At 66.4% G+C, this 24276-nt stretch carries 24 protein-coding genes and 1 pseudogene; 15 read left to right on the top strand and 10 right to left on the bottom strand.

The annotated features are described in order from the left end of the window. Positions 1 to 162: 162 nt before the first annotated feature. From NWE53_RS01165 to NWE53_RS01175, 3 genes are all read right to left on the bottom strand, one after another. Positions 163 to 2706 (bottom strand): branched-chain amino acid ABC transporter ATP-binding protein/permease, encoded by a 2544-nt coding sequence (locus NWE53_RS01165; protein WP_265052570.1) that lies wholly within the window; start codon positions 2704 to 2706, stop codon positions 163 to 165. 7 nt (positions 2707 to 2713) lie between these two features. Then, the gene (locus tag NWE53_RS01170; protein WP_265052571.1) at positions 2714 to 3589 is read right to left on the bottom strand and encodes a branched-chain amino acid ABC transporter permease; all 876 of its coding nucleotides are present in this window, start codon (positions 3587 to 3589) and stop codon (positions 2714 to 2716) included. Between the two features lie 173 nt (positions 3590 to 3762). Beyond that, positions 3763 to 5025, bottom strand: coding sequence for an ABC transporter substrate-binding protein (locus NWE53_RS01175; protein WP_265052572.1), 1263 nt, complete (start codon positions 5023 to 5025; stop codon positions 3763 to 3765). A 107-nt stretch (positions 5026 to 5132) separates the two neighbouring features. Between NWE53_RS01175 and NWE53_RS01180 the strand changes: the two genes are divergently transcribed. The 7 genes and pseudogenes from NWE53_RS01180 (at position 5133) to NWE53_RS01210 (ending at position 11230) form a co-directional block, all read left to right on the top strand. After that, the gene (locus NWE53_RS01180) at positions 5133 to 5888 is read left to right on the top strand and encodes a GntR family transcriptional regulator (RefSeq protein WP_265052573.1); all 756 of its coding nucleotides are present in this window, start codon (positions 5133 to 5135) and stop codon (positions 5886 to 5888) included. Positions 5889 to 5914: 26 nt separating this feature from the next. After that, positions 5915 to 6691: an SDR family oxidoreductase gene (locus NWE53_RS01185; protein WP_265052574.1), complete on the top strand. Its 777-nt coding sequence runs from the start codon at positions 5915 to 5917 to the stop codon at positions 6689 to 6691. Between the two features lie 445 nt (positions 6692 to 7136). Beyond that, positions 7137 to 8278, top strand: a pseudogene (locus tag NWE53_RS01190) (IS30 family transposase). Between the two features lie 509 nt (positions 8279 to 8787). Further along, positions 8788 to 9132, top strand: coding sequence for an ArsR/SmtB family transcription factor (locus NWE53_RS01195; protein ID WP_265052575.1), 345 nt, complete (start codon positions 8788 to 8790; stop codon positions 9130 to 9132). A 46-nt stretch (positions 9133 to 9178) separates the two neighbouring features. Continuing rightward, on the top strand, positions 9179 to 9583 hold the full coding sequence (locus NWE53_RS01200) for an SRPBCC family protein (RefSeq protein WP_265052576.1): 405 nt from the start codon (positions 9179 to 9181) through the stop codon (positions 9581 to 9583). Between the two features lie 83 nt (positions 9584 to 9666). Then, the gene (locus tag NWE53_RS01205) at positions 9667 to 10419 is read left to right on the top strand and encodes a DUF899 domain-containing protein (RefSeq protein ID WP_265052577.1); all 753 of its coding nucleotides are present in this window, start codon (positions 9667 to 9669) and stop codon (positions 10417 to 10419) included. Positions 10420 to 10513: 94 nt separating this feature from the next. After that, complete coding sequence (locus NWE53_RS01210; RefSeq protein ID WP_265052578.1) at positions 10514 to 11230, top strand: DUF1428 domain-containing protein; 717 nt, start codon at positions 10514 to 10516, stop codon at positions 11228 to 11230. A 66-nt stretch (positions 11231 to 11296) separates the two neighbouring features. Here the strand turns inward: NWE53_RS01210 and NWE53_RS01215 are convergent, their stop codons facing one another. Next, positions 11297 to 12544, bottom strand: coding sequence for an SMP-30/gluconolactonase/LRE family protein (locus tag NWE53_RS01215; RefSeq protein WP_265052579.1), 1248 nt, complete (start codon positions 12542 to 12544; stop codon positions 11297 to 11299). Positions 12545 to 12825: 281 nt separating this feature from the next. On the opposite strand from NWE53_RS01215, the gene NWE53_RS01220 reads away from it, so the two are divergent. Together NWE53_RS01220 and NWE53_RS01225 are read left to right on the top strand one after the other, a co-directional pair. Continuing rightward, on the top strand, positions 12826 to 13659 hold the full coding sequence (locus tag NWE53_RS01220; protein ID WP_265052580.1) for a sulfite exporter TauE/SafE family protein: 834 nt from the start codon (positions 12826 to 12828) through the stop codon (positions 13657 to 13659). 17 nt (positions 13660 to 13676) lie between these two features. Further along, positions 13677 to 14150 (top strand): GNAT family N-acetyltransferase, encoded by a 474-nt coding sequence (locus NWE53_RS01225; RefSeq protein WP_265052581.1) that lies wholly within the window; start codon positions 13677 to 13679, stop codon positions 14148 to 14150. A 104-nt stretch (positions 14151 to 14254) separates the two neighbouring features. On the opposite strand, the gene NWE53_RS01230 is transcribed toward NWE53_RS01225, so the two are convergent. Further along, entirely contained in the window at positions 14255 to 14428 is a 174-nt protein-coding gene (locus NWE53_RS01230) for a DUF1289 domain-containing protein (RefSeq protein ID WP_442864926.1), read from the bottom strand. Then, entirely contained in the window at positions 14425 to 15270 is an 846-nt protein-coding gene (locus tag NWE53_RS01235) for an adenosylcobinamide-GDP ribazoletransferase (protein ID WP_265052583.1), read from the bottom strand. The genes NWE53_RS01230 and NWE53_RS01235 overlap by 4 nt, the downstream gene beginning before the upstream one ends. Positions 15271 to 15385: 115 nt before the next feature. On the opposite strand from NWE53_RS01235, the gene cobT reads away from it, so the two are divergent. Beyond that, on the top strand, positions 15386 to 16405 hold the full coding sequence (cobT, locus tag NWE53_RS01240) for a nicotinate-nucleotide--dimethylbenzimidazole phosphoribosyltransferase (protein WP_265052584.1): 1020 nt from the start codon (positions 15386 to 15388) through the stop codon (positions 16403 to 16405). 189 nt (positions 16406 to 16594) lie between these two features. Here cobT and NWE53_RS01245 read toward each other — a convergent pair whose 3' ends face one another. Together NWE53_RS01245 and NWE53_RS01250 are read right to left on the bottom strand one after the other, a co-directional pair. Further along, entirely contained in the window at positions 16595 to 17713 is a 1119-nt protein-coding gene (locus NWE53_RS01245) for a D-alanine--D-alanine ligase family protein (protein ID WP_265052585.1), read from the bottom strand. Positions 17714 to 17804: 91 nt separating this feature from the next. Beyond that, a complete protein-coding gene (locus NWE53_RS01250) occupies positions 17805 to 19322 on the bottom strand; it encodes a sensor histidine kinase (RefSeq protein WP_265052586.1) in 1518 nt (505 codons plus the stop codon). A gap of 85 nt (positions 19323 to 19407) precedes the next feature. On the opposite strand from NWE53_RS01250, the gene NWE53_RS01255 reads away from it, so the two are divergent. The 5 genes from NWE53_RS01255 (at position 19408) to NWE53_RS01275 (ending at position 22268) form a co-directional block, all read left to right on the top strand. After that, on the top strand, positions 19408 to 19959 hold the full coding sequence (locus NWE53_RS01255) for a thermonuclease family protein (RefSeq protein WP_265052587.1): 552 nt from the start codon (positions 19408 to 19410) through the stop codon (positions 19957 to 19959). A gap of 122 nt (positions 19960 to 20081) precedes the next feature. After that, positions 20082 to 20693: a glutathione S-transferase family protein gene (locus NWE53_RS01260; protein ID WP_265052588.1), complete on the top strand. Its 612-nt coding sequence runs from the start codon at positions 20082 to 20084 to the stop codon at positions 20691 to 20693. Then, positions 20693 to 21160, top strand: a complete 468-nt coding sequence (locus NWE53_RS01265; protein WP_265052589.1) for a hypothetical protein — start codon at positions 20693 to 20695, stop codon at positions 21158 to 21160. The genes NWE53_RS01260 and NWE53_RS01265 overlap by 1 nt, the downstream gene beginning before the upstream one ends. Beyond that, positions 21160 to 21627, top strand: coding sequence for a hypothetical protein (locus NWE53_RS01270; protein ID WP_265052590.1), 468 nt, complete (start codon positions 21160 to 21162; stop codon positions 21625 to 21627). Before NWE53_RS01265 ends, NWE53_RS01270 begins: the two co-directional genes overlap by 1 nt. Continuing rightward, positions 21624 to 22268, top strand: coding sequence for a uracil-DNA glycosylase family protein (locus NWE53_RS01275; RefSeq protein ID WP_265052591.1), 645 nt, complete (start codon positions 21624 to 21626; stop codon positions 22266 to 22268). The genes NWE53_RS01270 and NWE53_RS01275 overlap by 4 nt, the downstream gene beginning before the upstream one ends. Here the strand turns inward: NWE53_RS01275 and NWE53_RS01280 are convergent. Both NWE53_RS01280 and NWE53_RS01285 read right to left on the bottom strand, forming a co-directional pair. Continuing rightward, complete coding sequence (locus NWE53_RS01280) at positions 22262 to 22645, bottom strand: porin (protein ID WP_265052592.1); 384 nt, start codon at positions 22643 to 22645, stop codon at positions 22262 to 22264. The genes NWE53_RS01275 and NWE53_RS01280 overlap by 7 nt on opposite strands. 390 nt (positions 22646 to 23035) lie before the next feature. Continuing rightward, positions 23036 to 24124 (bottom strand): TRAP transporter substrate-binding protein, encoded by a 1089-nt coding sequence (locus NWE53_RS01285; protein WP_265052593.1) that lies wholly within the window; start codon positions 24122 to 24124, stop codon positions 23036 to 23038. Positions 24125 to 24276: the final 152 nt, after the last annotated feature.

Below are 24276 nucleotides of genomic sequence, written 5' to 3' on the forward strand. Positions count from 1 at the left end.
CATTCCGGGGCACGCCGCAGGCGTGAGCCTGTAACCCATAACTGCAGGTGGTTGTTGGCAAGGCGCGCCGACGGCCGCGATTCATTCGGAGCCGGCAGCGCTTATGGGTTCCGGGCTCTTCGCTGCGCGAAGCCCCGGAATGACGGTGGAATGGAACCGACGTCACAGCCACAACACCTGCCGCCTGAGCGCCAGATCCTGGCTAAGTGCGCGCGAGGGGCCGGTATGGACGACGCTGCCGCGTTCCAGCACGACGGTGCGGTCCGACAGCGCCAGTGCCAGGTCGAGATGGTGGTCGACGATGACGATGGCGATCTCCTGCCTGAGCTTGTCGAAGGCCTCGAACAATTCCTCGACCACGGCCGGCGCCAGCCCCTCGAAGGGCTCGTCCAGCAGCAGCACGCGGGTGTCGCCCGACAGCGCCCGTGCCACCGCCACCATCTGCTGTTCGCCGCCCGAGAGGTAGTCGGCCGGCGAATGCCAGCGCTGCTTGATGCGTGGGAAGAAGGCGAAGATCTTCTCGTCCTCCCAGCGCGAGCCGTTGCCGGTCATCCGCTTGAGCCGGCCGAGTTCCATGTTGTCCTTGACGCTCATACCGGCGAAGAGGCCGCGCCCCTGCGGCACATAGGCGATGCCGGCGCGGGCGATCGTGGCAGGCGGCTGGCCGGCCAAATTTCTGCCTCCCAACATGTCCTGGCCTGCCAGCGTGATCGTGCCGGCTGCCGGCGGGGCGATGCCGGTGATCGTCTTGAGCAGGGTCGATTTGCCCGCGCCGTTGCGGCCGAGCAGTGCGACGATCTCGTTCTCGTGCACGTCGAGAGAGACCTGCCGGAGGATGTGGCTCTTGCCGTAGAAGGTATCGACCTTGTCGAGCCCGAGCAGCACGCCGTGGCGCGCGGCGCTCTGGCGTGGCTTCTCCGCCAGCGCATGGGCGCCCGAGCCGATATAGACCTCCTGCACGCGCGGCGACGAGCGCGCATCCTCGACCGTGCCGTCGACCAGAACCGAGCCCTCGTTCATCACGGTGACATGGTCGGCGATGGCGAAGACGCGGTCGATGTCGTGCTCGACCAGCAGGACGGGCAGGTCGGTCGAGATCGACTTGATCAGATTGCCGACGCGCTCGCGCTCGGCCGCCGCCAGCCCCGCGAGCGGCTCGTCGAGCAGAAGCACGCGCGGCTTCGTCGCGAGCGCCAGAGACATGTCGAGCAGCCGCTGGCCGCCATAGCTCAGCGAGCCGGCTTCGGCCGTTTCGATCCCGCGCAGGCCCATCGTGTCGATGACCGTCGTCGTCTGCGTGTTGACCTCATCGAGCGAGCCGGCGGGCCGCCAGAATCCGAAGCGCTCGCTGGCACGCGCCTGGACGGCGAGACGGACATTCTCCTCGACCGAGAGCGTCGGGAACAGGTTGGTGATCTGGAAGGCGCGCCCGATACCCGCCCGGGTAACGGCTTCGGGCGAGAGCCCGCCGATCTGGCGGTCGCGCAGGCGGACCTCGCCCCGGTCGGGCGCGAACATCCCCGAGATCAGGTTGAAGGCGGTAGTCTTGCCGGCACCATTGGGGCCGATCAGCGCATGCAGCCGCCGGTCGGCCATGGTGAGATCGACACCCTCGACAGCCTTGATGCCGCCGAAGCTCTTGGCGAGCCCGGTCGCGGTCAGGATCGGCCCGTCTCCGGCATCGTCGGGTTTCATGAAGGCGGGCAGCGTCACGCTGCCGGCCTTGCGCTCGGACATCGCCGCATCGCCCGCAACCTGCTTGCGGAAGGGCCGCAGCATCCGCTCGCCGACGCCGACGAGGCCGGTCGGGGAGAACACGATGAAGGCGACGAAAAGCAGGCCGAACCAGAACAGCCAGTTCGGCGTGATGCTGGAGAGATAGTCGCGGAAGATCACGAAGAAGAGCGCGCCGAGCGCCGGCCCCAGGAAGGAACGCATGCCGCCGATCACGACCATCGCCAGCAATTCGCCGGAGAACGCGACCGAGATCGGTTCGGCTGAGGTCATGCGGTTGTTGAAGAGCAGCAGCGTGCCGGCGAGCCCCGTCAGCGCTGCCGAGAGCGTGAAGGCGATCAGCTTGTAGCGATCGGTGGCGTAGCCGAGGAAACGCGCCCGCTGCTCGTTCTCGCGGATCGCGACCAGCACCGTGCCGACCGGCGAACGATGGAAGCGCCACAGCCCGTAGACCACCGCCATGCCGATGACGGCGACGAGGATGTAGAAGTTCGACGCCTGCTCGAAATCGATGCCGAGGAAGAGCGGGCGCCTGATGCCGCCGAGTCCGTCCTCGCCGCCGGTCACCGCCGTCCAGCGGAACGCGACCGAATAGGTCATGGCGGCGAGCGCCAGCGTCAGCAGCGAGAAATAGACGCCCTTGCGTCGCAGGATCAGCGCGCCGAAGGCAAAGGCGATGAGCCCGACGAAGACGACGCCGAGCAGGATCGGCAGGGCGAACTGGCCGGGCAGCCAATGGCGCTGGATCAAGCCGGCTGCATAGGCGGCAAGCCCGAACCAGGCGCCCTGGCCAAAGGAAACAAGTCCCGTCGTGCCGACCAGGATGTTCAGCGCCATGCAGGCGATGGCGAAGACGACGATCTCGGTGGCCGAGGTCGTGCCGAGCCCGACGCCATGCATCAGGAAGGGCAGCCCGATAAGGCCGGCGGCGGCGATGAGGAGGGGCGCGTGATCGCGCTGGGCGGGTGTCATCGCGTCCTCACTCGAAGCGCTGGATGCGTTCGCCGAACAGGCCGCGCGGCCTGAACAGCAGGACGAGGAGCATCATCAGGTAGATCACGGCGGTCGACCATTGCGTGTAGCCGAGCCCGATCGTGATGCCCTTGACCACGCCGACCATCAGGGCGGCCACGACGACGCCCCAGAACGAGCCGAGCCCGCCGATGACGACGACAACGAAGGCCGGGGTGATGATCTCCTGGCCCATGGCGGGATGGATCGAATAGATCGGCGCGAGCAGCACGCCGGCGAGTCCCGCCAGCCCGATGCCGATGCCGGCAACCGCGACCATATAGGGCTGGAGCGAGATACCGAGGGCGCCGACCATGTCGGGGTTCTGCACGCCCGCCCGCACGACGCGGCCGAAGGCGGTGCGCTGGAGCAGGAACCAGAGGCCGAGCACGCATCCGGCCGCGATCAGCAGCAGCATCGCCCGATAACGCGAATAGATGAAGTCGCCGATGAAGATCTGGCCGCGCAGGGCCGGCGGGATCGAGAAGGAGAGCGGCGGCGCGCCGAAGATCATCCGCAGCGACTGCTCGGCGACCATGGCGAGGCCGAAGGTCAGGAGCAGCGAGAGAATGGGATCGGATCGGTAGAAGCGCTGAAAGAGCCCGCGCTCGACGATGATGCCGATCAGCGCGACCAGTACTGGCGAGGCGACCATCGCGCCGCCGAAGCCGATATGGGGCGCGAGCACGATCGTGAGATAGGCGCCGATCGCATAGAAGGCGCCGTGCGCCAGGTTGACGATGCCGCCCAGCGAAAAGATCAGCGACAGGCCGAGCGCGATCAGGAGGTAATAGACCCCGTCGAGCAGCCCGTTCAGCACCTGCTGGATGAAGAGGGTGAGCAAGGGTTGGCTTTCGGTCGGAACGTGATGCTGGGAAACGCGCCGTCATCCCGGACGCAGCGAAGCGGAGCTCTGGAATCCATCGTAGGGAACTGCGCTCTACGATGGATCCCGGATCGGCGCGGCTGCGCCGCTTGTCCGGTATGACGGCGCGGGTTTGATGAGGCGAACCGGCCTCAGCTCATCTTGCAGACGGCCTCGTCGCCGCTGGTGGCGATGACCTCCATGTTCTCGTCAGGGCCCGGCACGGGCGGCGACGAGGTGAACAGGTCCCACTGGTTCTTCACCTGCGCGGCGGGCAGGGCGGTGATCGTGTACATCTCGCTGATGAGCTGGTGGTCGGAGGCGCGGAAATAGCCCTGGCGCGGCTTCATCACGTCGAACTTCGCGCCCTTTTCCCAATGCTCAAGGATCTTGGGCGTATCCGTGCTCTTCAGCTCGTTCATCGACTGCGCCATGATCTTCACGGCAATGTAGTCGCCCCAGGCCTGGTTCTCCGGCGGCTTGCCGTATTTCTTCGTGAAGGCGGCGACGAACGCCTTTGTCGAGGGCGTGTCGATGAGGTGGTGCCAGACCGAGGGCCAGGTCCCGCCGAAATTGTCCTTGCCGGCGGCCCAGGCAAGCGCGGTATCGAAGCCGAAGCCCGCGACCGGGAAGGTCAGGCCGAACTCGGAATACTGCTTCAGGAAGTTGGTGATCTGGTTGCCGGCGAGGTTCGAGATCACGAGATCGGGCTTGGCGGCGCGGATTTCGAGCAGCAGCGCCGAGAAGTCGGTCGCGTCGGTCGGCACCAGCTTGTCGGCGGCGAACTGGCCGCCATTGCTTTCCATGAAGCGCTTGGCGACCCTGAGCAGGTCATGGCCGAAGGCGTAGTCGGCGGTCAGCGAGAACCACTTCTTGCCCTTCACTAGCCCCTGCGCCATCAGCGATCGGCCGCAGCTCTTCACATACATCGAGTTCTGGTGCTCGACATGGAACATGTAGCGGTTGCAGCTTTCGCCGCGCAGCGCGTCCGAATTGGCGCCCGTATTCACGAAGAGCGTCTTGGTGCGCCCGGCGACCTGCGCGATCGTCAGCGCCGAGGCTGAAGAGATCTCGCCGATGATGCAGGCGACCTTGTCGCGCTCGATCATGCGCTCGGCCTTGGTCGAGGCGGTCTGCGGATTGACAGAGTCCTCCTTCAGCGCCTCGAGCTTGCGGCCGTTGACCCCGCCGGCCGCGTTGATCTCCTCGACCGCGAGGTCGACGGCCATCACCCCATATTCGCCGAGGGGGCCGAGAAAGCCGGTGCGCGGGGTCAGGTGGCCGAAGCGGATCGCGTCCGGCGTCTGCGCCAGGATGATCGACGGGCTGGCGATCAACCCGGTCGCCGCGCCGGCGCCGAGCCCGGCCAGCGCCTGCCGGCGCGAGAAGCGGGTCGTCTTCAACAGGTCTGACATTGGCGTTCCTCCCAGAACGAGCGCCGCGCCGTTTTGGCGCCGGCTGATTTTGATCAGCGGTCTGATGCCGCTTGTCGTGATCTGTGATCACAGTTAAGTTGGCAGACATGATCGCCCGTGTCCAGCCCTTGCCGGTCGCCGCAGAGCGGACTGTTTCCTCGACGGAGCAGGACGGCTCCGCGCTCGACGAGATCGGCGCGCTGCAGCGCGAGACGCTTGGCGAACGCGTCACCGGCGAATTGCGTGCGCTGCTGGTGGCGGGGCGGCTCGCCCCCGGCGAGAAGCTTTCTTTGCGCCGTGTCGCCGAGGCGCTGGGCGTCTCGATGATGCCGGTGCGGGAAGCGGTCAACCGGCTTGCGGCGGACCGGGCGCTGGAAGTGCTGCCGGGCAGGGCGGTACGCGTTCCCGTGCTCTCGCTCGCGCAATTCCGCGAGCTGACGCGGCTGCGCCTCGTCGTCGAAGGTTTTGCCGCCGAAGAAGCAGCGCGCAAGGCGACGGCCGACGATGTCGCGCGGATCGAGGCCTTCGATGCCGCCTTCCGCAAGGCCGCGAGCGCCGATCCGCCCGACAGCGCCGGCGCCGTTTCGGCCAATCGCGACCTGCATTTCGCGCTCTACGAGGCGGCCGGGATGCCAAGCTTGATCGAGATGATCGAGCGGCTCTGGCTCAAGGCGGGGCCGATCCTCAACATCGACATGCGCGACGAGCCCCGCCGCCTCAAGGGTGGAAGCGCCATGCAGGCGCATACGCGGCTGCTGGAGGCGTTGCGAAGGCAGGACGCCGCCGCTGCGCGCGCCGCGCTGGAAGACGACATCACGGCCGCCGCCGCGCATATCGAGGAAACGGGCCAGCTCAGCGCCTGAGATCAATCTGGACGGGAGACGCAAGGATGGATTTGCAGATCAAGGGCTTGCGCGTGCTGGTGACGGCCGGCGCCAATGGCATCGGCCGCGCGACGGCGCGTGCCTTCGCGGCGGAGGGGGCGAAGGTCCATATCTGCGATGTCGACCATGCGGCACTCGCGGAGATGGCGAAGAGCGACCCCGGGATGACGCAGTCGGTCTGCGATGTCTCCGATCGCGCTGCTGTCGGCCAGCTTTTCGAGGAAACGCTTGCGGCGCTCGGCGGGCTCGATTGCCTCGTCAACAATGCCGGCATCGCGGGCCCAACCGGCCGCGTCGACGAGATCGATCCCGCCGATTGGGATACCTGCGTCGCCATCGATCTGACCGGGCAGTTCAACTGCACAAGGCTCGCGGTCCAGCACCTGAAGCAGTCGAGCAACGCCTCGATCGTCAATCTCTCCAGCCAGGCCGGCAAGCATGGCTTTCCGCTGCGCTCGCCCTATGCTGCGGCGAAGTGGGGCGTCATCGGCTTCACCAAGGCGCTGTCGGCGGAGCTCGGCGAGTTCGGCATACGCGCCAATGCGATCTGCCCCGGCCTCGTCGAGGGGCCGCGCATCCAGAGCGTCATCGCCAACAAGGCGCGCAGCTTCAACGTCTCGCATGAGGAGATGACGCAGCGGCTCTTCGCCGGCGTCTCGATCAAGCAGTTCGTCGATCCGGCCGACATCGCCAAGCAGATCGTCTTCCTGGCGTCGCCCTTCGCAAAAACGATCTCGGGCCAGGAAATCTCGGTCTGCGGCGACACCAGGATGCTGGCCTAGCTAGATCAGGCCGACAATCGCGGCAGCACTATGCCGCGATTTTCATCGGACGGAGCCCAGCCGATACCCCCGGATTTGGCTCTCGGGATGTGCCGTTTTGGAGATGTGCCGTCGCGAACCAACAAAATTGTGGTCCGCCTTGTTCAACCGCGGCAAACTTTGCGTTTCCCTACATCGCTGTGGGGAAAGGCGAAGTTTGCCGCATTAATCCTCAAGCCGCTTCGTAACCCATTGAAAAATTTCAGAGCGACTGCAGGAGTGTTAAAGTTGAAAGTGCCGCAGTTAAGGCAAAGTGCTTCCGCGACCAGGCCACTGGGCTGTCGGCGTGCTGGCTGCTTCAGTTGAGTCTGGGCTCGCTTAAGGGAGGGCCAGCTTCCGGAATTGGTGGTGGTCTCAATCGGTAATCGCAACACGCTACTTTTCCTTTGGAGATGGAGCGTGGGTGATGATGCAGCGGCGGCGGATCTACTATTCGGCGGCCCAGCGGGCTGAGATCTGGGATCGCTGGAAGGCCGGCGAGTCGATGAGTTCGATTGGGCGGCGGTTCGATCGGGAGTCCTCTTCGGTGTTCTCGGTGCTTTCGCCGACGGGCGGCATTCGGCCTCCAGACCGGCGGCGGGCGCCGCGGGCGCTCACTCTCAGCGAGCGGGAGGAAATCTCCCGAGGGCTCAGCACCCGCCGGTCGCTGCGCGTGATCGCTCGGCAATTGGGCCGATCACCGTCCACGGTCAGTCGCGAGGTTCAGCGCAACGGCGGGCCGGATCGCTACCGCGCGGCGCGCTCCGATCAGGCGGCCTGGGACCGGGCCTTGCGTCCCAAGCCGTGCAAGCTGGCTTGCCGACCCGGTCTGGCCCGGACAGTATCCGGCAAGCTGCAGCGGAACTGGTCGCCCGAGCAGATCGCCGGCTGGCTCAAGCGCACCTGCCCCCGGGAGCCACACAATCAAGTGTCGCACGAGACGATCTACCGCAGCCTGTTCATCCAGACCCGTGGGGTGCTGAAGAAGGAACTGCTGGACCACCTGAGGGCCCGGCGAACGATCCGCCGCTCCCGGCACGCCAGCCTGAAGCGGAACGGCCTGGGCCAGATCAGGGACGCCGTCTCCATCAGCGAAAGGCCGGCCTCCGTCGAGGATCGTGCGGTCCCTGGTCACTGGGAAGGCGACCTGATCGGCGGCTCCCGGAACAGCTACGTCGCCACGCTGGTCGAGCGGCATTCGCGCTACGTGATGCTGGTCAAGGTCGCCAACAAAGACACCGGGAGCGTCATCACCGCCCTGATCAAGGCGAACTCTATCAGTCCCTGACCTGGGACCGAGGCAAGGAGTTGGCCGACCACAAGCGGCTGGCCCTCGCTTCGAACGTCGAGGTCTACTTCTGCGATCCCAGGTCACCCTGGCAACGTGGCTCGAACGAGAACACCAACCGGCTCCTGCGCCAGTATCTTCCCCACGGAACCGACCTGTCCCTGCAAAGCCAGGCCCAGCTCAGCGCCATCGCCCGTCAGCTCAACGAACGGCCCAGAAAGACCTTGCTCTATCAAACCCCAGCCGAGAGGTTCGCCGAGTGTGTTGCGGCGATCAGTTGAGCCCGCCGCCAACTCCGGAAGCTCCGCGTTTGGGAATTCGCGCGCCCATCGCCTCGTCCGCCCGCGAAGTCCGATGGACGGCCTGCGGGGAGGGGGGAGCCGCTGTGCTAAGTTAGCCGACCGGCACAGAGCCACTCGTTTTCCGGCAGGTTCTTAGCTGAACTGGCGCGCTTGCACACGTCGAGCTGAATGCTCTGGTCGACAGAACCCTGCTGCGGGAAACTGAGCGACGCCGGCAAAGCCGGCGTCGCATGTCAGATTGCGGAACTCGACCGACAATCGCGGCAACACTATGCCTCTCTCTTCACATCATTAGAGTTTCGGGAGCGACTTCACCAACGCGGCGTGGATTCACAGGAGTTGCACATTTGACAGATGCCGGCGCGTACCAGTGGATTGCGGTCGCCTTCTTGCACTGCGGCAAACTTCGCCTTTCCCTACATCGCCCGCGATACGCCTGAAGCCTAGGGGCTTGACGGGCCCCGGAGCTTGGGCCTAAACTTAACTCAATGGTTAAGTTTCAAGAGACGCAGCTCGATCGGACATTTTCCGCGCTGGCGGACCCGACGCGGAGGGCCTTGCTGGCGCGGCTGGAGCGGGAGGACGGACTGTCCGTCAGCGAACTGGCCAAGCCGTTTCCGGTCTCGCTGCCGGCGATCATGAAGCATCTCGACGTGCTCTCGGATGCCGGACTGGTCACGCGGACGAAGGCGGGGCGCACGGTGTCCTGCCGTCTGAATGCGGAGCCGATGGAGGAGGCGATGGGCTGGCTGGCGCACTATCAGCGGTTCTGGACCGAGCGGCTCGATGCGCTGGAGGCGCTGCTGGAATCGCGGCGCAAGGGCGAAGGCTGAGGAGAGGAGCGGGTCGATGCATCAACAGGTGACACCGAGCCTCACGATGAAACGGCGCCTCAATGCGTCGCCTGCCGAGGTCTACAGGGCATGGACTGATCCGGAGCTGCTCGTCCGCTGGTTCGGGCCCGAGAACGTCGTGGCCCAGGAGGCCGAGATCGATCCGCGCGTCGATGGCGTCTATCGCGTCGTGATGCGGGAAGACAATGGCGAGCGCCATGAGGTGTCGGGGCGCTATCTGGAGGTGGTCGAGAACGAGCGCCTCGTCTTCAGCTGGTCCTGGGTGACGACGCCGGAGCGCGTCTCGCGCGTCACCGTCACATTGAAGCCCGATGGCGAGGGCACGATCCTGACCCTGCTGCACGAGAAGCTGTTCGACGACGCGGCCGTGCGCGGCCACACCCATGGCTGGACCGGAACCATGGTCAAGCTCGAGGCCTACTTCGCCTGAGGCGGAGCGTAGCGCTGCCCTGTTCGGGCACGCATTTGAACGGCCGCCGGCACGGCGCCGGCGGAAGCACAGGAGCGGAGACGATGGAACACAGGATCGTATCCCGTGCGGAGTGGCTTGCCGCCCGCAAGGCGCATCTCGCCCATGAGAAGGAGTTCACCCGCCGGCGCGATGCGCTCTCGGCCGAGCGGCGCGAACTGCCCTGGGTCAGGGTCGACAAGGACTATGCCTTCGAGGGGCCGAAGGGTCGGCTGTCGCTGGCCGATCTGTTCAACGGCAACAGCCAGCTGATCGTCTATCACTTCATGTTCGGGCCGGGCGCCAAGGAAGGCTGCGAAGGCTGCTCCTTCCTCGCCGATCATTTCGACGGTGCCAACCTGCACCTGAAGCATCACGACGTCAGCCTGGTCGTGGTCTCGCGGGCGTCTTATGGCGAGTTCCAGCCGTTCCGGCGCCGCATGGGCTGGGAGTTCCCCTGGGTTTCCTCGGCCGGCAGCGACTTCAACCACGACTTCCACGTCTCGCCGAGCCCGGCCGAGAAGGCGGCCGGGAGCTATGAATACAATTACGAGATGCATGAGGGCGAAGGCGGCGAGATGCCGGGCTTCAGCATCTTCCACCGCAACGAGGCGGGCGAGATCTTCCACACCTACTCGACCTATGCGCGCGGCGGCGACCTGCTGATCGGCGCCTACAACTTCCTCGACATGACGCCCAAGGGCCGCAACGAGGAGACGATCATGAACTGGATGCGTCATCACGACCGCTACGACGAGAAGCCCGATGGTGCCGCGAGCGTCCTGCCCCTGGCTGCCGTGGGCTCCTGCTGCGGCTGAATACCGGGCTTCGCGCGTGCGCGCGAAGCGTTCCGGGTCGATATCAACGTTTGAAGCGCGGCTGCACCGACGACTGCGCGTGAGGGAGAACGAAATGGCTTATGTCGATGGTTTCGTCGTGGCTGTGCCGGCCGCGAACAAGGACATCTACCGCAAGCACGCGGCCGATGCGGCGCCGCTCTTCAAGGAATTCGGCGTCCGGCGCCACGTCGAGGCCTGGGGCGACGACGTCCCGGACGGGAAGGTCACCGACTTCAAGGGGGCGGTGAAGGCGACGCCCGACGAGGTCGTGGTCTTCTCCTGGTTCGAGTACCCCGACCGGGAGACACGCGACGCCGCCAACGAGAAGATCATGAGCGATCCGCGCATGAAGGAGATGATGGGCCAGGACATGCCCTTCGACGGCAAGCGCATGATCTATGGCGGCTTCGCCTCGCTGCTGGACGAAGGGGAGGGCGGCGCGATGGGCTATCTCGACGGCGTCCTCGTCGCCGTGCCCAATGACCGGATGGACGATTATCGCAGCTTCGCCGTCAAGCACGCTGCGCTGTTTAAGGAGCATGGCGCCCGCCGCGTCGTCGATGCCTGGGGCGATGACGTACCGGACGGCAAGGTCACCGATTTCAAGGGCGCGGTGAAGGCGCAGGCCGGCGAGACGGTGGTCTTCAGCTGGGTCGAGTGGCCGTCCAAGGCGGTGCGCGCCGCCGCCTGGGGCAAGATGATGGAAGACCCGCGCATGGGGGCGCTCAAGATGCCCTTCGACGGCAAGCGCGTCGTCTATGGCGGCTTCGCACCGCTGCTGGACGTGTGACGCGCAATACGACTCCGTCATTCCGGGCTTGAACCGGAGTGACGGAGTCGGGCTGGTCCGGCGTGCTCAGCCCGGCCCGGCGCCCTGCGTCGCCAGGTAGAGCGCATAGATCGACTGGCTCGCCGCCATGAACAGGCGGTTCCGCTTCGGCCCGCCGAAGCAGATGTTGCCGCAGACCTCCGGCAGCCGGATGCGGCCGATCACCTTGCCGGCCGGGTTGAACACGGTCACGCCGTTGTAGCCGACGTTCCGGCCGGCATTGCTCGACGCCCAGAGATTGCCCTCGACATCGCAGCGCAGGCCGTCCGGCCCGCAATTGATGCCGTCGATCATGCAGTCCGAGAAGACCTTCCCGTTCGACAGCTTGTTGTCGGCACCGACATCGAAGACATGGATGTCGCCCTTGCCGCCGGGGCCGGTATCGCCCGGTCCCTTGCCGGTAGAGGCGACGTAGAGCTTCTTGAAATCGGGCGAGAAGCACAGCCCGTTCGGGTCCGGAACCTGTTCTTCGCGGATGACGAGGTCGAGCCGCCCGCTCGGGTCGATCCGGTAGACATTCGTCGGCAGTTCGCGCTTGGCGAGGCCGATGCCGGGCGGTTGGCCGAGGCGGGGATTGATCTTGCCATTGGCATTGCTCGGGCCGCCGGCTGCGTCCGGCGCCCCTTCATAGAGCTGCCCGCCATAGGGCGGGTCGGTGAACCAGTAGCTGCCGTCCGTATGGGCGACGATGTCGTTGGGCGAATTGAGCTTCTTGCCTTCGAAGGCGTCAGCCAGCACCGTCGCCGAGCCGTCGAGCTCGTAGCGCACGACGCGCCGGTTCAGATGCTCGCAGGAGAGCTGCCGGCCCTGGAAGTCGAAGCTGTTGCCGTTGCTGTAGCCCGAGGGCATCCGGAATACGCTGACATTGCCGTCGTCATCGAGCCAGCGCATCTGCCGGTTGCGCGGGATGTCGCTCCAGACCAGATAGCGCCCCTGCGCATTCCAGGCCGGGCCCTCGAGCCAGAGCCCGCCGGTCCAGAGCCGCTGGATCGCGGCGTTGGGTTGGGCGAGGCCGTTGAAGGAGGGATCGACCGCGATGACGTCCGGGTCCCAGAAATAGGTCGTCGGCGCGCCGCGGCGGCTGAAATCGCGCGGCGGCGTGGTGATGGTGGTGGGCGGGCTTGCCCGGTCGGTGGGGGATTGCGCGAAGACGGGCGCGGAAGCGGCGGCGAAGGCGCTTGCGCCTGCGGCCTGGATCAGCCTGCGGCGAGAGAGCCGCTGCGTGGATGAGACGGGATTTGAATTATCATGCGTCGAACGGTGGCCCTCTGACATCGTGTCCTCCTGATTTTATGGTTGAAACGATTTAAATTTGCAGAAAGGTCGAAGTTCTCGGTCGCTCGGTTCTCCTTTTCGAAGGGCAAGCAAGGTCAGCAGGATCGCTTGGCCGGGTCGAGCCCTGCTTCGCGCAGAACTATCCTGCGCAAGGCGCAAGGCGTAAAGGTGACGCATCGCCCGACGCGGCTCGATTTCTCGCGGCCGCCATGCAGGGGCGGCATCTTGCCCGCGCCCGCCAAATGACCGAGAGATCGGGCAGCCCCACCGGATACTCCCCCATGTTTGCAGGCATTCCCCTCGGCGATCTCGCCTTCCTCGCCGTGTCGCTGGTGCTTGCCGGCGCGGCCACCGGCCTGCTCGCCGGCGTCTTCGGCGTCGGCGGCGGCGCGGTTATCGTTCCCGTGCTGTACGAGGTCTTCCGCGTCATCGGCGTCGCCGACGAGGTGCGCATGCCACTCGCTGTCGGCACCTCGCTCGCCGTGATTATCCCAACCTCGATCCGCTCGTTCAATGCGCATCGCGCCAAGGGGCTCGTCGATCTCTCCATTCTCAAGGTCTGGGCCGTGCCGGTCGTGCTCGGCGTCATCGTCGGCAGCTGGATCGCCCGCTATGCGCCTGCCGACCTGTTCAAGATCATCTTCGTCGTCGTCGCGCTGATTTCTGCGATCCGCCTGCTCTTCGCGGCCGACCGCTGGAAATTCGGCGAGGAGATGCCGGGCAAGCCGCTGATGGTCGCCTATGGCGGCTTCATCGGCGTACTCTCGGCGCTGATGGGTATCGGTGGCGGCCAGCTTTCCAGCCTGTTCATGACCTTCTACGGCCGCCCGATCCATCAGGCGGTCGCGACCTCCTCGGGGCTGGGCGTGCTGATCTCGATCCCCGGCGCGCTCGGCTTCATCTATGCCGGCTGGCCGAAGATGGACATCCTGCCACCGCTCTCGCTCGGCTATGTCTCGCTGATCGGCATGATCCTGTTCATCCCGACCTCGATCTGGACGGCGCCGATCGGCGCACGCATGGCGCACCGGCTCTCGAAACGGCGCCTCGAAGTCGCCTTCGGCGTGTTCCTGCTGTTCGTCGCCAGCCGGTTCATCTGGTCGCTGCTGCACTGAGCGGGTGGAGCCGGACTATGAGCGAAACGGTCATCCGCCTGCTTCAGCTCGCAGACCACCCGGCGCTGGCCGCGCTGATGGCCGAGATGCAGGGCCATTACGCGGTGCCGTGCCCGCCGCTCGATGAGATCAGGGCCGGCCTCGCGGCCCTGCCGGCAGGTGTCGATATCCTGGTCGCGGCGAAAGGGCAGGCGATCCTCGGCTTCGCCTCGGCCTGCAATCTCTATCCGGGACCGGGGCTGAAATCCGGCTTCTTCCTGAAGGAGATCTACGTTGCCGACGCCGCGCGTGGCATGGGCCTCGGCCGCGCGCTGATGAGGGCCTTGGCGGAACTCGCCATCGAGCGCGGCCATAAGCGCATCGACTGGACTGCGGATGCGGACGATGCACCGTTGCTGCGCTTCTATGAAGGCCTCGGCGCGGTCGCACAGACGAAGAAGGTCTTCTATCGACTGACCGGCGAGGCGCTGGAGGCGGTGGCGAAGACTTAGGCCGTCATTCTCGGGCGTAGCGAAGCGTAGACCCGAGAAGCTCGTGACGAGAAGACGCTGGTTTCCGAGATGCTCGGGTCAAGCCCGAGCATGACGTAGGGCCCCTATGGCTTATCCCGCAGCCGCTCCGGCAGCTCGGCCATGATTTTCAGCCGCTCGGCCTCGCTCAATCGGCCCCATTGTGCGATCTTGGCCAGCGTCCGCCCGCAGCCCTCGCAGAGCTTGCTCGCCGGGTCGATGACGCAGACCTTGATGCAGGGCGTCGAGGCGGTGGTCACCGTCCTGTCCATCCCAGGGCGAGCGCCAGACCGAGATAGATCGCGATCTCGGCGAGCTGCTGGGCCGCGCCGAGGATATCGCCCGTCTGGCCGCCGATCAGCCGCCGCGCCAGCCGCGAAAGAACCGCCGCCACGCCGTGCGCCAGCGCGAAGCCAAGAAGCAGCCCGGTGACCGGAAGATGCGCTGCCAGCGTGATCCCGCTCGCCAGCAGCAGGCTCAAGGCCAGCGCGATCCGCGCCGTCAGGTCTGTCGGCTGACCGACCGAAGCCGAGGCGCCGCCGCTGCGTGCCGCCGGCTGCGTCGCGAGCAGGAAAAGGCCCTCGGCGCGCGACCAGGGCGCGGCGACAAGCACCGCTGCCGACGCAGCCCAGGCGCCGGAGCGGTCGAGGATCATCGCGAGCAGGCTCGCCCGCAACAGCAGCGACAGGCCCAGCGCCAGCGCGCCATAGGAGCCGACGCGACTGTCCTTCATGATCTCCAGCCGGCGCTCCGGCGTATGGCCGCCGAACAGCCCGTCTGCGGTGTCGGCCAGCCCGTCCTCATGGAAGGCGCCGGTGGTCAGCACCAGCACAGTCAGCGCAAGCCCCGCGACGACCATTCCGCTCAGGCCCGCCAGTCCAGCCGCAAGCGCGACGAGCGCGGCCGGGAGGGCGATGATCAGCGCGGCGAAGGGCAGGGCGCGCGGCACGGTCCGGAAATCGGGAATGGCATGGCTGTCCGCCTCGCCCGGCAGCTGCGGCACGGGCAGGCGCGAATAGAAGCGCAGGCAGATCGCGGTCGCGATCGGCCAGCCCGGCCAGCTTGGCGGGGGCGTCTCCGTCGTCGTGTCGACCTCCACCATGCCTGCTGCGCCGCTCCGCTCGATTGTCTTCACACGCTCGAGCCTATAGCAGCAGCGCAGACCGCGCCGCCACGCCTAGCGTGTGGTGCCAAGCCCTTTGCCCGACGGAACTGCCATGGCCGCCTCCGGATTGCCCTTCGACGATATCCGCGAACTCATCGCCGCGATGCCCGGCCCCGATATGGCCTCCGCGAATGCGGTGCGCGCCCGCGACGCCAACCTCACCAAGCCGGCCGGCAGCCTCGGCCGCATGGAGGAAATCGCCGAATGGCTCGCTGCCTGGCAGGGCAAGGCGAAGCCGACGGTCGACCGGCCGCTGGTCTGCGTCTTCGCCGGCAATCACGGCGTGGTAGCGCAGGGCGTGTCCGCCTATCCTCAATCGGTGACGCGCCAGATGCTGGAGAACTTCGCGGCCGGCGGCGCCGCGATCAACCAGATCTGCGCGGCCTATGATCTCGGCTTCAAGGTCTTCGACCTCGCCCTCGACCTGCCGACCGGCGACTTCACCCAGACCGATGCGCTGGACGAGCGCGCCTGCGTCGCCACCATGGCCTTCGGGATGGAAGCGCTCGTCGGCGGCACCGACCTGCTTTGCCTCGGCGAGATGGGCATCGGCAACACCACCTCGGCGGCGGCGATCTATGCGGCGCTCTATGGCGGCGATGCGGCGCATTGGTGTGGCCGTGGCACCGGCGTCGACGATGAGGGCCTGAAGCGCAAGGTCGCAGCGGTAGAAGCCGGGCTGGCGTTGCATCGCGCCCATCTCAAGGATCCGCTCGAAGTGCTGCGCCGCCTCGGTGGGCGCGAGGTTGCGGCGATCTGCGGCGCCATCATCGCCGCGCGCTCGCAGCGCATCCCGGTGATCCTCGACGGCTATGTCGTCACGGCTGCTGCTGCGGTCTTGCATGCGATCGAACCCTCGACCATCGACCATTGCATCGCCGGCCATCTCTCGGTCGAAGGCGCCCATGCCGACGTGCTCGCACGCCTCGGCAAGGTGCCGCTGCTGGCGCTCGACATGCGCCTTGGCGAAGGCACGGGCGCAGCGCTGGCGGCCGGCCTCGTCAAGGCCGCTGCGGCCGTCCATTCCGGCATGGCGACCTTCGAGCAGGCGCAGGTGGCGCGGAAGGGGTAGTTCGGCTTTCGCCGGAACCACCGCCGTCATTCCGGGGCATTGCGCAGCAATGAGCCCGGAACCCAGAACCGATGAGTGTTCTCGAAAGGGCGACCATCCGGTTCGCCCATCAATCATCCGCATCGGTTCTGGGTTCCGGGCTCGCGCCTTTGGCGCGCCCCGGAATGACGGCAGCGGTTCCTGCGAACGCTATCCCTCGTAATCCGTCTTCAACCCCGCCCGCTCGGCGTGGCGCTCCTGCGCCAGTTCGATCAGGCGCGTCAGCAGCGCCGGGTAGGGTAGGCCGGAGGCCTCCATCATCTTCGGATACATGCTGATCGCGGTGAAGCCCGGTAGGGTGTTGATCTCGTTGAAGTAGAAGGCGCCGCTCTGCCGGTCGAGGAAGAAATCGACCCGCGCCAGCCCGCTGCATTCCAGCGCGACGAAGGCGTCGATCGCCAGCTTGCGCACGCGCTCCATCTGCGCGGCATCGAGCTTGGCCGGCAGGTCGACGGTGGCGCCGTCCTGGTCGATGTACTTGGCCTCGTAGGAGTAGAACTCGTGCTGCGGGCCGGCGTTGAGCTCGCTCGCGACGCTGGCGACGGGCGGATCGCCGTCTAGCACCGCGATCTCGATCTCGCGGGCGTCGATGCCCTGCTCGACCAGCACCTTGAGATCGTACTGGAACGCGTCAGCGAGCGCGGCGTCGAGATCCTCCCAGCGCTTCACCTTATGGACGCCGACGCTGGAGCCCATGTTGCAGGGCTTGACGAAGACGGGCAGCGTCAGCGCTTCGCTCGCGGCCTTTGCCGCACCTTCCGGGTCACGCCGGTAATCGCGCCGCGACAGGGCAAGATAGGGCGCGACCGGCAATCCGGCGAGCGCGGCGAGGCGCTTGGCGATGTCCTTGTGCATGCCGACGGCAGAGGCGAGCACGCCCGAGCCGACATAGGCCGCGCCCGCAAGCTCGAGCAGGCCCTGCATCGCGCCGTCCTCGCAGAGCGGGCCGTGGATCACGGGAAACACCACGTCCACCGGCGGAATGGGCGGCGCGGCGCTGTCGGAGGGAAGGATCGCGGTGAGATCGCCCTGCGGCTCCAGCCGGATCGCGGGCGAGTCGGCCGGAATCGGCAGGCTCTCGGTATTCGCGACCTCGATGCGGCGCAAATCGTGGCACTGCCAGCGGCCCTGCTTGTCGATGCTGATCGGAACGGGCTCGAACCGCTCGCGGTCGAGATAGCGCAGGACGGAGGCCGCCGATTTCAGCGAGACCTCGTGCTCGCCCGATTTTCCGCCGTAGAGCACGGCGACGCGCGTTTTCCGGTTCATGGTCCGATGGTCCGAGGAGAGAGGGCAGGCGCCGCGGGGTGGGGCGGCAAAGATGTTTCTCAACTGTGGGGCGAGATTCGGGCGATGGGCTTCACGCCGCCCGCGACTTCGGCTCCGGCAGGGCCGCCAGCGTGTCCATCACGCGCTCGGCCGGCAGGGTGATCGTCACCTCCGTGCCGGCACGCGGCCGCGACTTCAGGCTGAAGCCGCCGCCATGCAGATCGATCAGCCCCTTGACGATCGGCAGGCCTAGCCCCGAACCCTGCTCGGCCGTCTTGATGGCGAGCGAGCCGCGCCCGAAGCTCTGCATCACGATCGGGATTTCGTTCTCGGGGATGCCGGGCCCGGTATCTGCGACCGAGACGTACTGGCCGCCCGTCGCCGTCCAGCCGACCTTGATCGTGATCTCGCCACCCTGCGGCGTGAACTTGATCGCGTTGGAGAGCACGTTGAGGACGACCTGCCGGATGGCGCGCTCGTCGGCCCAGACCCGCGGCAGCTCGGGCTCGGCGAGTGCCCTGATGCTCTGGCCCTTCGCCTTGGCGCGCATGGCGAGCATGTGCTGGCAGTCGTCGACGATGCCGGCGAGCGACAGCGCCTCCTCGTTCAGCTCGTACTTGCCGGCCTCGATGCGCGACAGATCGAGGATCTCGTTGATGAGGTTGAGGAGATGCTGGCCCGAGCCGTGGATGTCGCCCGAATATTCCTTGTAGGCGGCGTTGGCGTGCACGCCGAAGATCTCGTTCTTCATCACCTCGGAGAAGCCGAGGATGGCATTGAGCGGCGTGCGCAGCTCGTGGCTCATCGTCGCGAGGAAGCGCGACTTGGCGAGATTGGCCTCTTCCGCCTTGCGCCGGGCCTCGTCGGAATTCGCGTTGGCGGTTTCGAGTTCGGCGATCAGCGCATCCTTCTCGGCCCGGAAACCGATCGAATCCACCGAGCTGGCGTAGAGCCGGTTGGCGAGGAAGATGAAGAAGAGCTGCGCCGAGGCCGCCATGAGCGCCATCGTGACGCTGTCGATATCGCGGCGCTCCCAGAAGAACGCCATGATGCCGGCGATGATCGGCGTCAACCCGGCATAAACAGCCATCGGGATCGTCGCGGAGAGCATGACGGTGAGCGCGCTGACGATCAGCAGCGCCGTGGTCACGAAGACCTTCGCGCCAGCCGCCTCGACGGGCGCGAACAGCAGCAGGAGCAGCGCCCAGGACAGGCCGTGCAGGCCTTCCGCTACGGTGAAGAGCCGGCGCCAGCGCTTCAATCGGACCGTATCGGCGGGCTTGCCCAGATAGCCGCGCGACAGGGCGACGACGATGAGCGTGCTCAGCAGCACCGCGCTGCTCCACAGCGCGACACGCGACGTCGGCAGCCAGAGGCAGGCGGCAGCGGCGATGCCAGTGACGAGCACCAACGTGCCGACGGAGCCCGAAAGGCGGTACTGCGCGAAGACCCGCAGCAATTCGGAATCGAAGGCGCGTTCGAGCCCGGTCGAGGAGGTCAGCCGCTCGCGCACGGATTTGACCTCGCGCGAAACGACCTTGCGGCGCGCCATTGCGGAAGGGTCGGGTCCGCGCCCGCGCTGCACCTGTTCGGCCGTCACTTCCGCCATGGTCGGGAGCGTGTATCCTCGTTCCGCCGTGCGGCATGCACGGACGGCTCGCCATCATGGACACCAAATCGTTAAGCTCTTCCTGATGGCTCCCTTCGGATTCGGCTCTTCCCGCTACGGACCTTTCGGCTGGCGCCGCGTCGGCCGCATGGCTGATTTCGTCGTGGCGCTCGGGCTTTTGGGCTTTCTCGCGCTCGCCGGCGCGATCCTGCAATACCGCCTCGGCCCGGCCCGGACACTCATCGGGCCAGCGCAGGCGATCGACGGCGATTCATTGCGGCTGCTGGGCGAGGAATTGAGGCTGGAAGGGATCGACGCCCCGGAATATCGCCAGAGCTGCGCCGGGCCCGGCGGCCGCCAGGTCGCCTGCGGGCGTGAAGCACGCCGTGCCCTGCAGGGGATGCTCGCGAGCGGCCTGGTGTCCTGCGAGATCGGCAAGGCCGACCGCTACGGTCGCGGATTGGCCCGGTGCCGACTGGGCGAAACCGACATCAACGCCAGGCTCGTCCGCGACGGCCATGCGGTGTCCTATGGCGCCTATCGCTCCGAGGAGGACGAGGCGCGGGCGGCCGGGCGCGGGCTCTGGGCGCTGCAGTTCGAACGGCCCGAAGCCTGGCGGCGGTCCCATCCGCGTTGAGACCGCAAGGAGCCTGCCGATTGCGGCATCACCTCGCCATGTTCGCGTCACGAAACGCCAGCATGTGGTTGACCTTCCGGCGCGGGCCGTGATCCGGTGCGGCCGGAGACGGAGAGTATCTGATGAAGCTCTATGATGGCGGGCGGGCGCCGAATCCGCGACGGGTTCGCATCTTCTTCGCGGAGAAGGGCGTGTCGCTGCCGGAGCTGGTGCCGATCGACATGGCCAAGAAGGAACACAGGTCCGAAGCCTTCACGAAGATCAACCCGGCGCAGCGCCTCCCGGTGCTCGAACTCGACGACGGGACGGCCCTGGCCGAGACGATCGCCATCTGCCGCTATATCGAGGCCCTTCACCCACAGCCGCCGCTCTTCGGCCGGGATGCCAAGGAGCAGGGCACCATCGAGATGTGGAACCGGCGCGTCGAGCTTGGCCTGTTCGCCAGCGTGGCCGCCGTCTTCCGCCACAGCCATCCCTCGATGGCTGAGCTGGAAGAGCAGGTTCCCGAATGGGCCGAGGCCAATCGCGAGCAGGTCGACGATCATCTCTGGCTGCTGGAGCTTCAGCTCGCGAGCAGCGGCTTCATCTGCGGCGAGGCGCTGACCGTGGCGGACATCACCGCCGGCATCGCCATCGACTTCATGAAGCCGTCGCGCATTCCATTGCCGGAGGATTTCGTCAACATCCGCCGCTGGCACGGCCAGCTCTCGACGCGCCCGAGCTGGAAGGCGTGATGCGCCGGCGTTTTCTCGCCCTGCTTGCCCTGTTGACGTCGACGGTCGCGCTGCAAGCTGCCGAGCGGCTGAGCGGAGAGGCGATCGAGCGGGCCTTTCGCGGCAACACGGTGTCTGGTCGCTATACCAATGGCGGCTTCTTCACCGAGTACCATGACCCCGACGGGCGGGCGCTCGGCCATAACGGCTGGCAGCCCAATACCGACGCTTGCTGGATCACCAAGCCTGACCGCATCTGCTACTATTACGGCCCGCAGAGCGACCGGACGGTGCATTGCTTCTCCGTCGAGATGAGCGGCGAGCTCTATGTGCTGCGCAACACCGGCAACGGCATGGTCAATGCGCTGGCCAAGGTCGAGCTCGGCAATCCGCGCAATCACGGCGACAACGGCACGTCCTGGTATTGCGACGGGCTGATCTCGCGCGCGCCCGCGCCGCCCATGAGCCGCAAGCTGGCGCAACGCTGATGAGCCGAGGCGCGCCCGTCATCGCTCTGGCCCTCGGCCTCGTCGTCGCGACCGGTGTGGGTGCCGCCGAGCGACTTAACGGCGAGCAGATCCGGCGTGTCTTCGAAGGCAACACCGTGACCGGCCTCTATTCCGGCAGCAACCTGCCGTTCAGCGAGTATCACCACCCCGATGGCCGGGCGAGCGGCCACAATCGCGGCGTGCCCAACAAGGATGCCTGCTGGACCACGACACAGGATGCCGTCTGCTATTATTACGGCCCGCATGAGACGCGCCGTACCTACTGCTTCACCATCGAGACCAGCGGCGATCTCTATGTCATCCGCAGCCGGCCCAGCGGGCGCATCAATGGCCTCGCCCGCATCGAGAAGGGCGATCCGCATGATTATGCGCAGAAGCAGCCAGAATGGGCCTGCGACGGCCTGATCTCGCAAGCGCCCGGGCGTTCCAGGCTGGCAAGGCGATGAGCGAGGCGGAAGCGCTCGATACCGTGCTGGCGGAATTGCGCGCCTGCCGGATCTGCCGCGACACGCCGCTCTATCTGCCGCCGCTGCCGCATCAGCCGCGACCGGTCATCCAGGCCTCCGCCACGGCGCGGCTCTGCATCGCCGGCCAGGCGCCCGGCACGCGGGTCCATGCCAGCGGCCGCCCGTTCACCGATCCCTCGGGCGTGCGCCTGCGCCGCTGGCTCGGCATCGACGAGACGATCTTCTACGATGCGGCGAAGGTCGCGGTCGTGCCGATGGGCCATTGCTTTCCCGGCCTGGATTCCAAGGGCGGCGACAAGCCGCCGCGCCGCGAATGCGCGCCGACCTGGCGCGAGCGTGTCTTCGCGGTGTTGCCGCGGATCGAGCTCGTACTCGCGATCGGGCGCTACGCCCAGAACTGGCATCTCGGTGCGAAGGAGGCCGCCAACCTCTCGGCCACGGTCGAGAACTGGCGGGAAATTCTTGCGCGCCCGACCTATCCGCGCGTGCTGCCGCTGCCGCACCCGTCCTGGCGTAACAATGCCTGGCTCAAGCGCAATCCCTGGTTCGAGGCGGAGCTGGTCCCGGCACTTCAGGCCGAGGTCGCGCGGCTGTTTGCGACGCCGAGCGATACTCAGTAGCGGAACGGGCCGGAATCCAGCCCGCGATCGACCCCGCCGCGAACACTGAGCACCGAGCGGACCGGGCCGAATGCGCTTTCGCCGCGGCTTTCGAGATAGACCATGCCATCGGCGCGGCTGCCATAACCGCTGCGCGAGCTCTTGCCGAATTCTGCACGCACCGCGCCGCCGGCCCGGACGCAGAAGGACGAGCCTTCGAGCCTGACGAAGCCCGCCCCGTATTCAGGGCAGGGGCGTGCGCCGCGACCCGCAGTGGGAGCCGGCTTGCTGAAGGATTCGCGGGGGGCGGCGCGCCCGGGCAGGGGCTCGCCGATCGACTGCGCTGCAGCCGCCGTCGCGAGGCAGGTCAGGAGCAAAGCGAGAATTGAGCGAGGCATGGCGGTATCCGAGCGATCAGGCTTGGTGGCCCTGAAACGAGGCGCGGTTATGACGATCGACGTCATCGTAACACGGCTGCCGGATGGCGCTCATGAAAAACCCCGGCTCGCGCCGGGGTAAGTTCCCCTCGCGCTGCGGCCCCGTTGGATCGGGATCGGTTCGAAAGCGCGAGCGGATTGGAAACGCGATAACTTCGAGGATTCAGAAAAGCAGATTTGGAGACGTAAGCAAGAGTTTTTTGCATGTCGAGCATGCAATTTTGTCATGGGTTATCGTGGCGCCGCCCAGCTGCGTCATGCTCTCCGTCAGAACGGGCACTCTCGGTGTCACAAAAAAGGGCCCGGCGGAGCCGGACCCTGAAGCGTTGACCCTAGCGGCTTGTAGCGAGCTCAGCGCGCCCGCGTACGGACCTGGAAGACGTCGAAGCTGAGTTCCGCGACCTGCCACCAGAGATACTGGTCCGAGCGGAAGGCGGCCATGGTCTCGATCGCCTTCTTGAAGTCCGGGTTCTTGGCCGAGATTTCGCCATAGAGCTCGTTGGAGGCCTTCAGGCAGGCTTCCATCACGTCCTGCGGGAAGGGGCGCAGCTGCGTGCCGGCCGCGACCAGGCGCTTCAGCGCCGGCGGGTTCACCACGTCGTACTTCGCCGCCATCTGGGTGTTGGCATAGGTGCAGGCGGCGGTCAGAGCGGCCTGGTAAGCCTTCGGCAGGGCGTTCCACTTCTCCAGGTTGACGAAGGCATGGACCGTCGGCCCGCCTTCCCAGAAGCCCGGGTAATAGTAGTACGGCGCGACCTTGGCGAAGCCGAGCTTCTCGTCGTCATAGGGGCCGACCCACTCGGCGCCGTCGATCGTGCCCTTTTCGAGCGCCGGATAGATGTCGCCGCCGCCGAGCTGCTGCGGCACGAGGCCGAGCTTCTGCAGCACAGAGCCGGCGATGCCGCCGATGCGCATCTTCAGGCCCTGGATGTCGGCGACCGACTTGATCTCCTTGCGGAACCAGCCGCCCATCTGGGCGCCGGTGTTGCCGCAGGGCAGACCGTAAATGTTGAACTTCTTGTAGAACTCGTTGAACAGCTCGTTGCCGCCGTTCTGAAACAGCCAGGCGTTCTGCTGGCGGGCGTTGAGCCCGAACGGGACCGAGGCGGCGACCGCGAAGGTCGGGTCCTTGCCGACATAGTAATACGAAACGGTATGGCACATCTCGACGGTGTTGTTGCTGACCGCGTCAGCAGCCTGCAGCGCCGGCACGATTTCGCCCGCCGCGAAGACCTGGATCTGGAACTTGCCGTCGGTCAGCTCGGAGACCATCTTGGCCATGATTTCGGCGCCGGCATAGATCGTATCGAGCGACTTCGGGAAGCTGGAAGCCAGACGCCACTTCACCTCCGGATTGGACTGCGCGACAGCCGGCATGGCCACGGCAGCGGTGGCGGCGGCGCCAGCCGCTGCGGTCTGGATAAACTGACGACGCTTCATCTAGCGATTCTCCTCGGACGTTTGGCGGGTGCGAGCGTTTCGAACCAGTTCTGTCGCTCGACGTTCAGAATCGCCTTGTACCGAATGGATTTTCGAAGTGCGAGGGATTTTATCGCCGATTCTTGCGACTTTCGGCTAGTTCCGGCACATGC

Origin of the sequence: Bosea sp. NBC_00550 (assembly GCF_026020075.1) — a bacterium.
Lineage (GTDB): Bacteria > Pseudomonadota > Alphaproteobacteria > Rhizobiales > Beijerinckiaceae > Allobosea.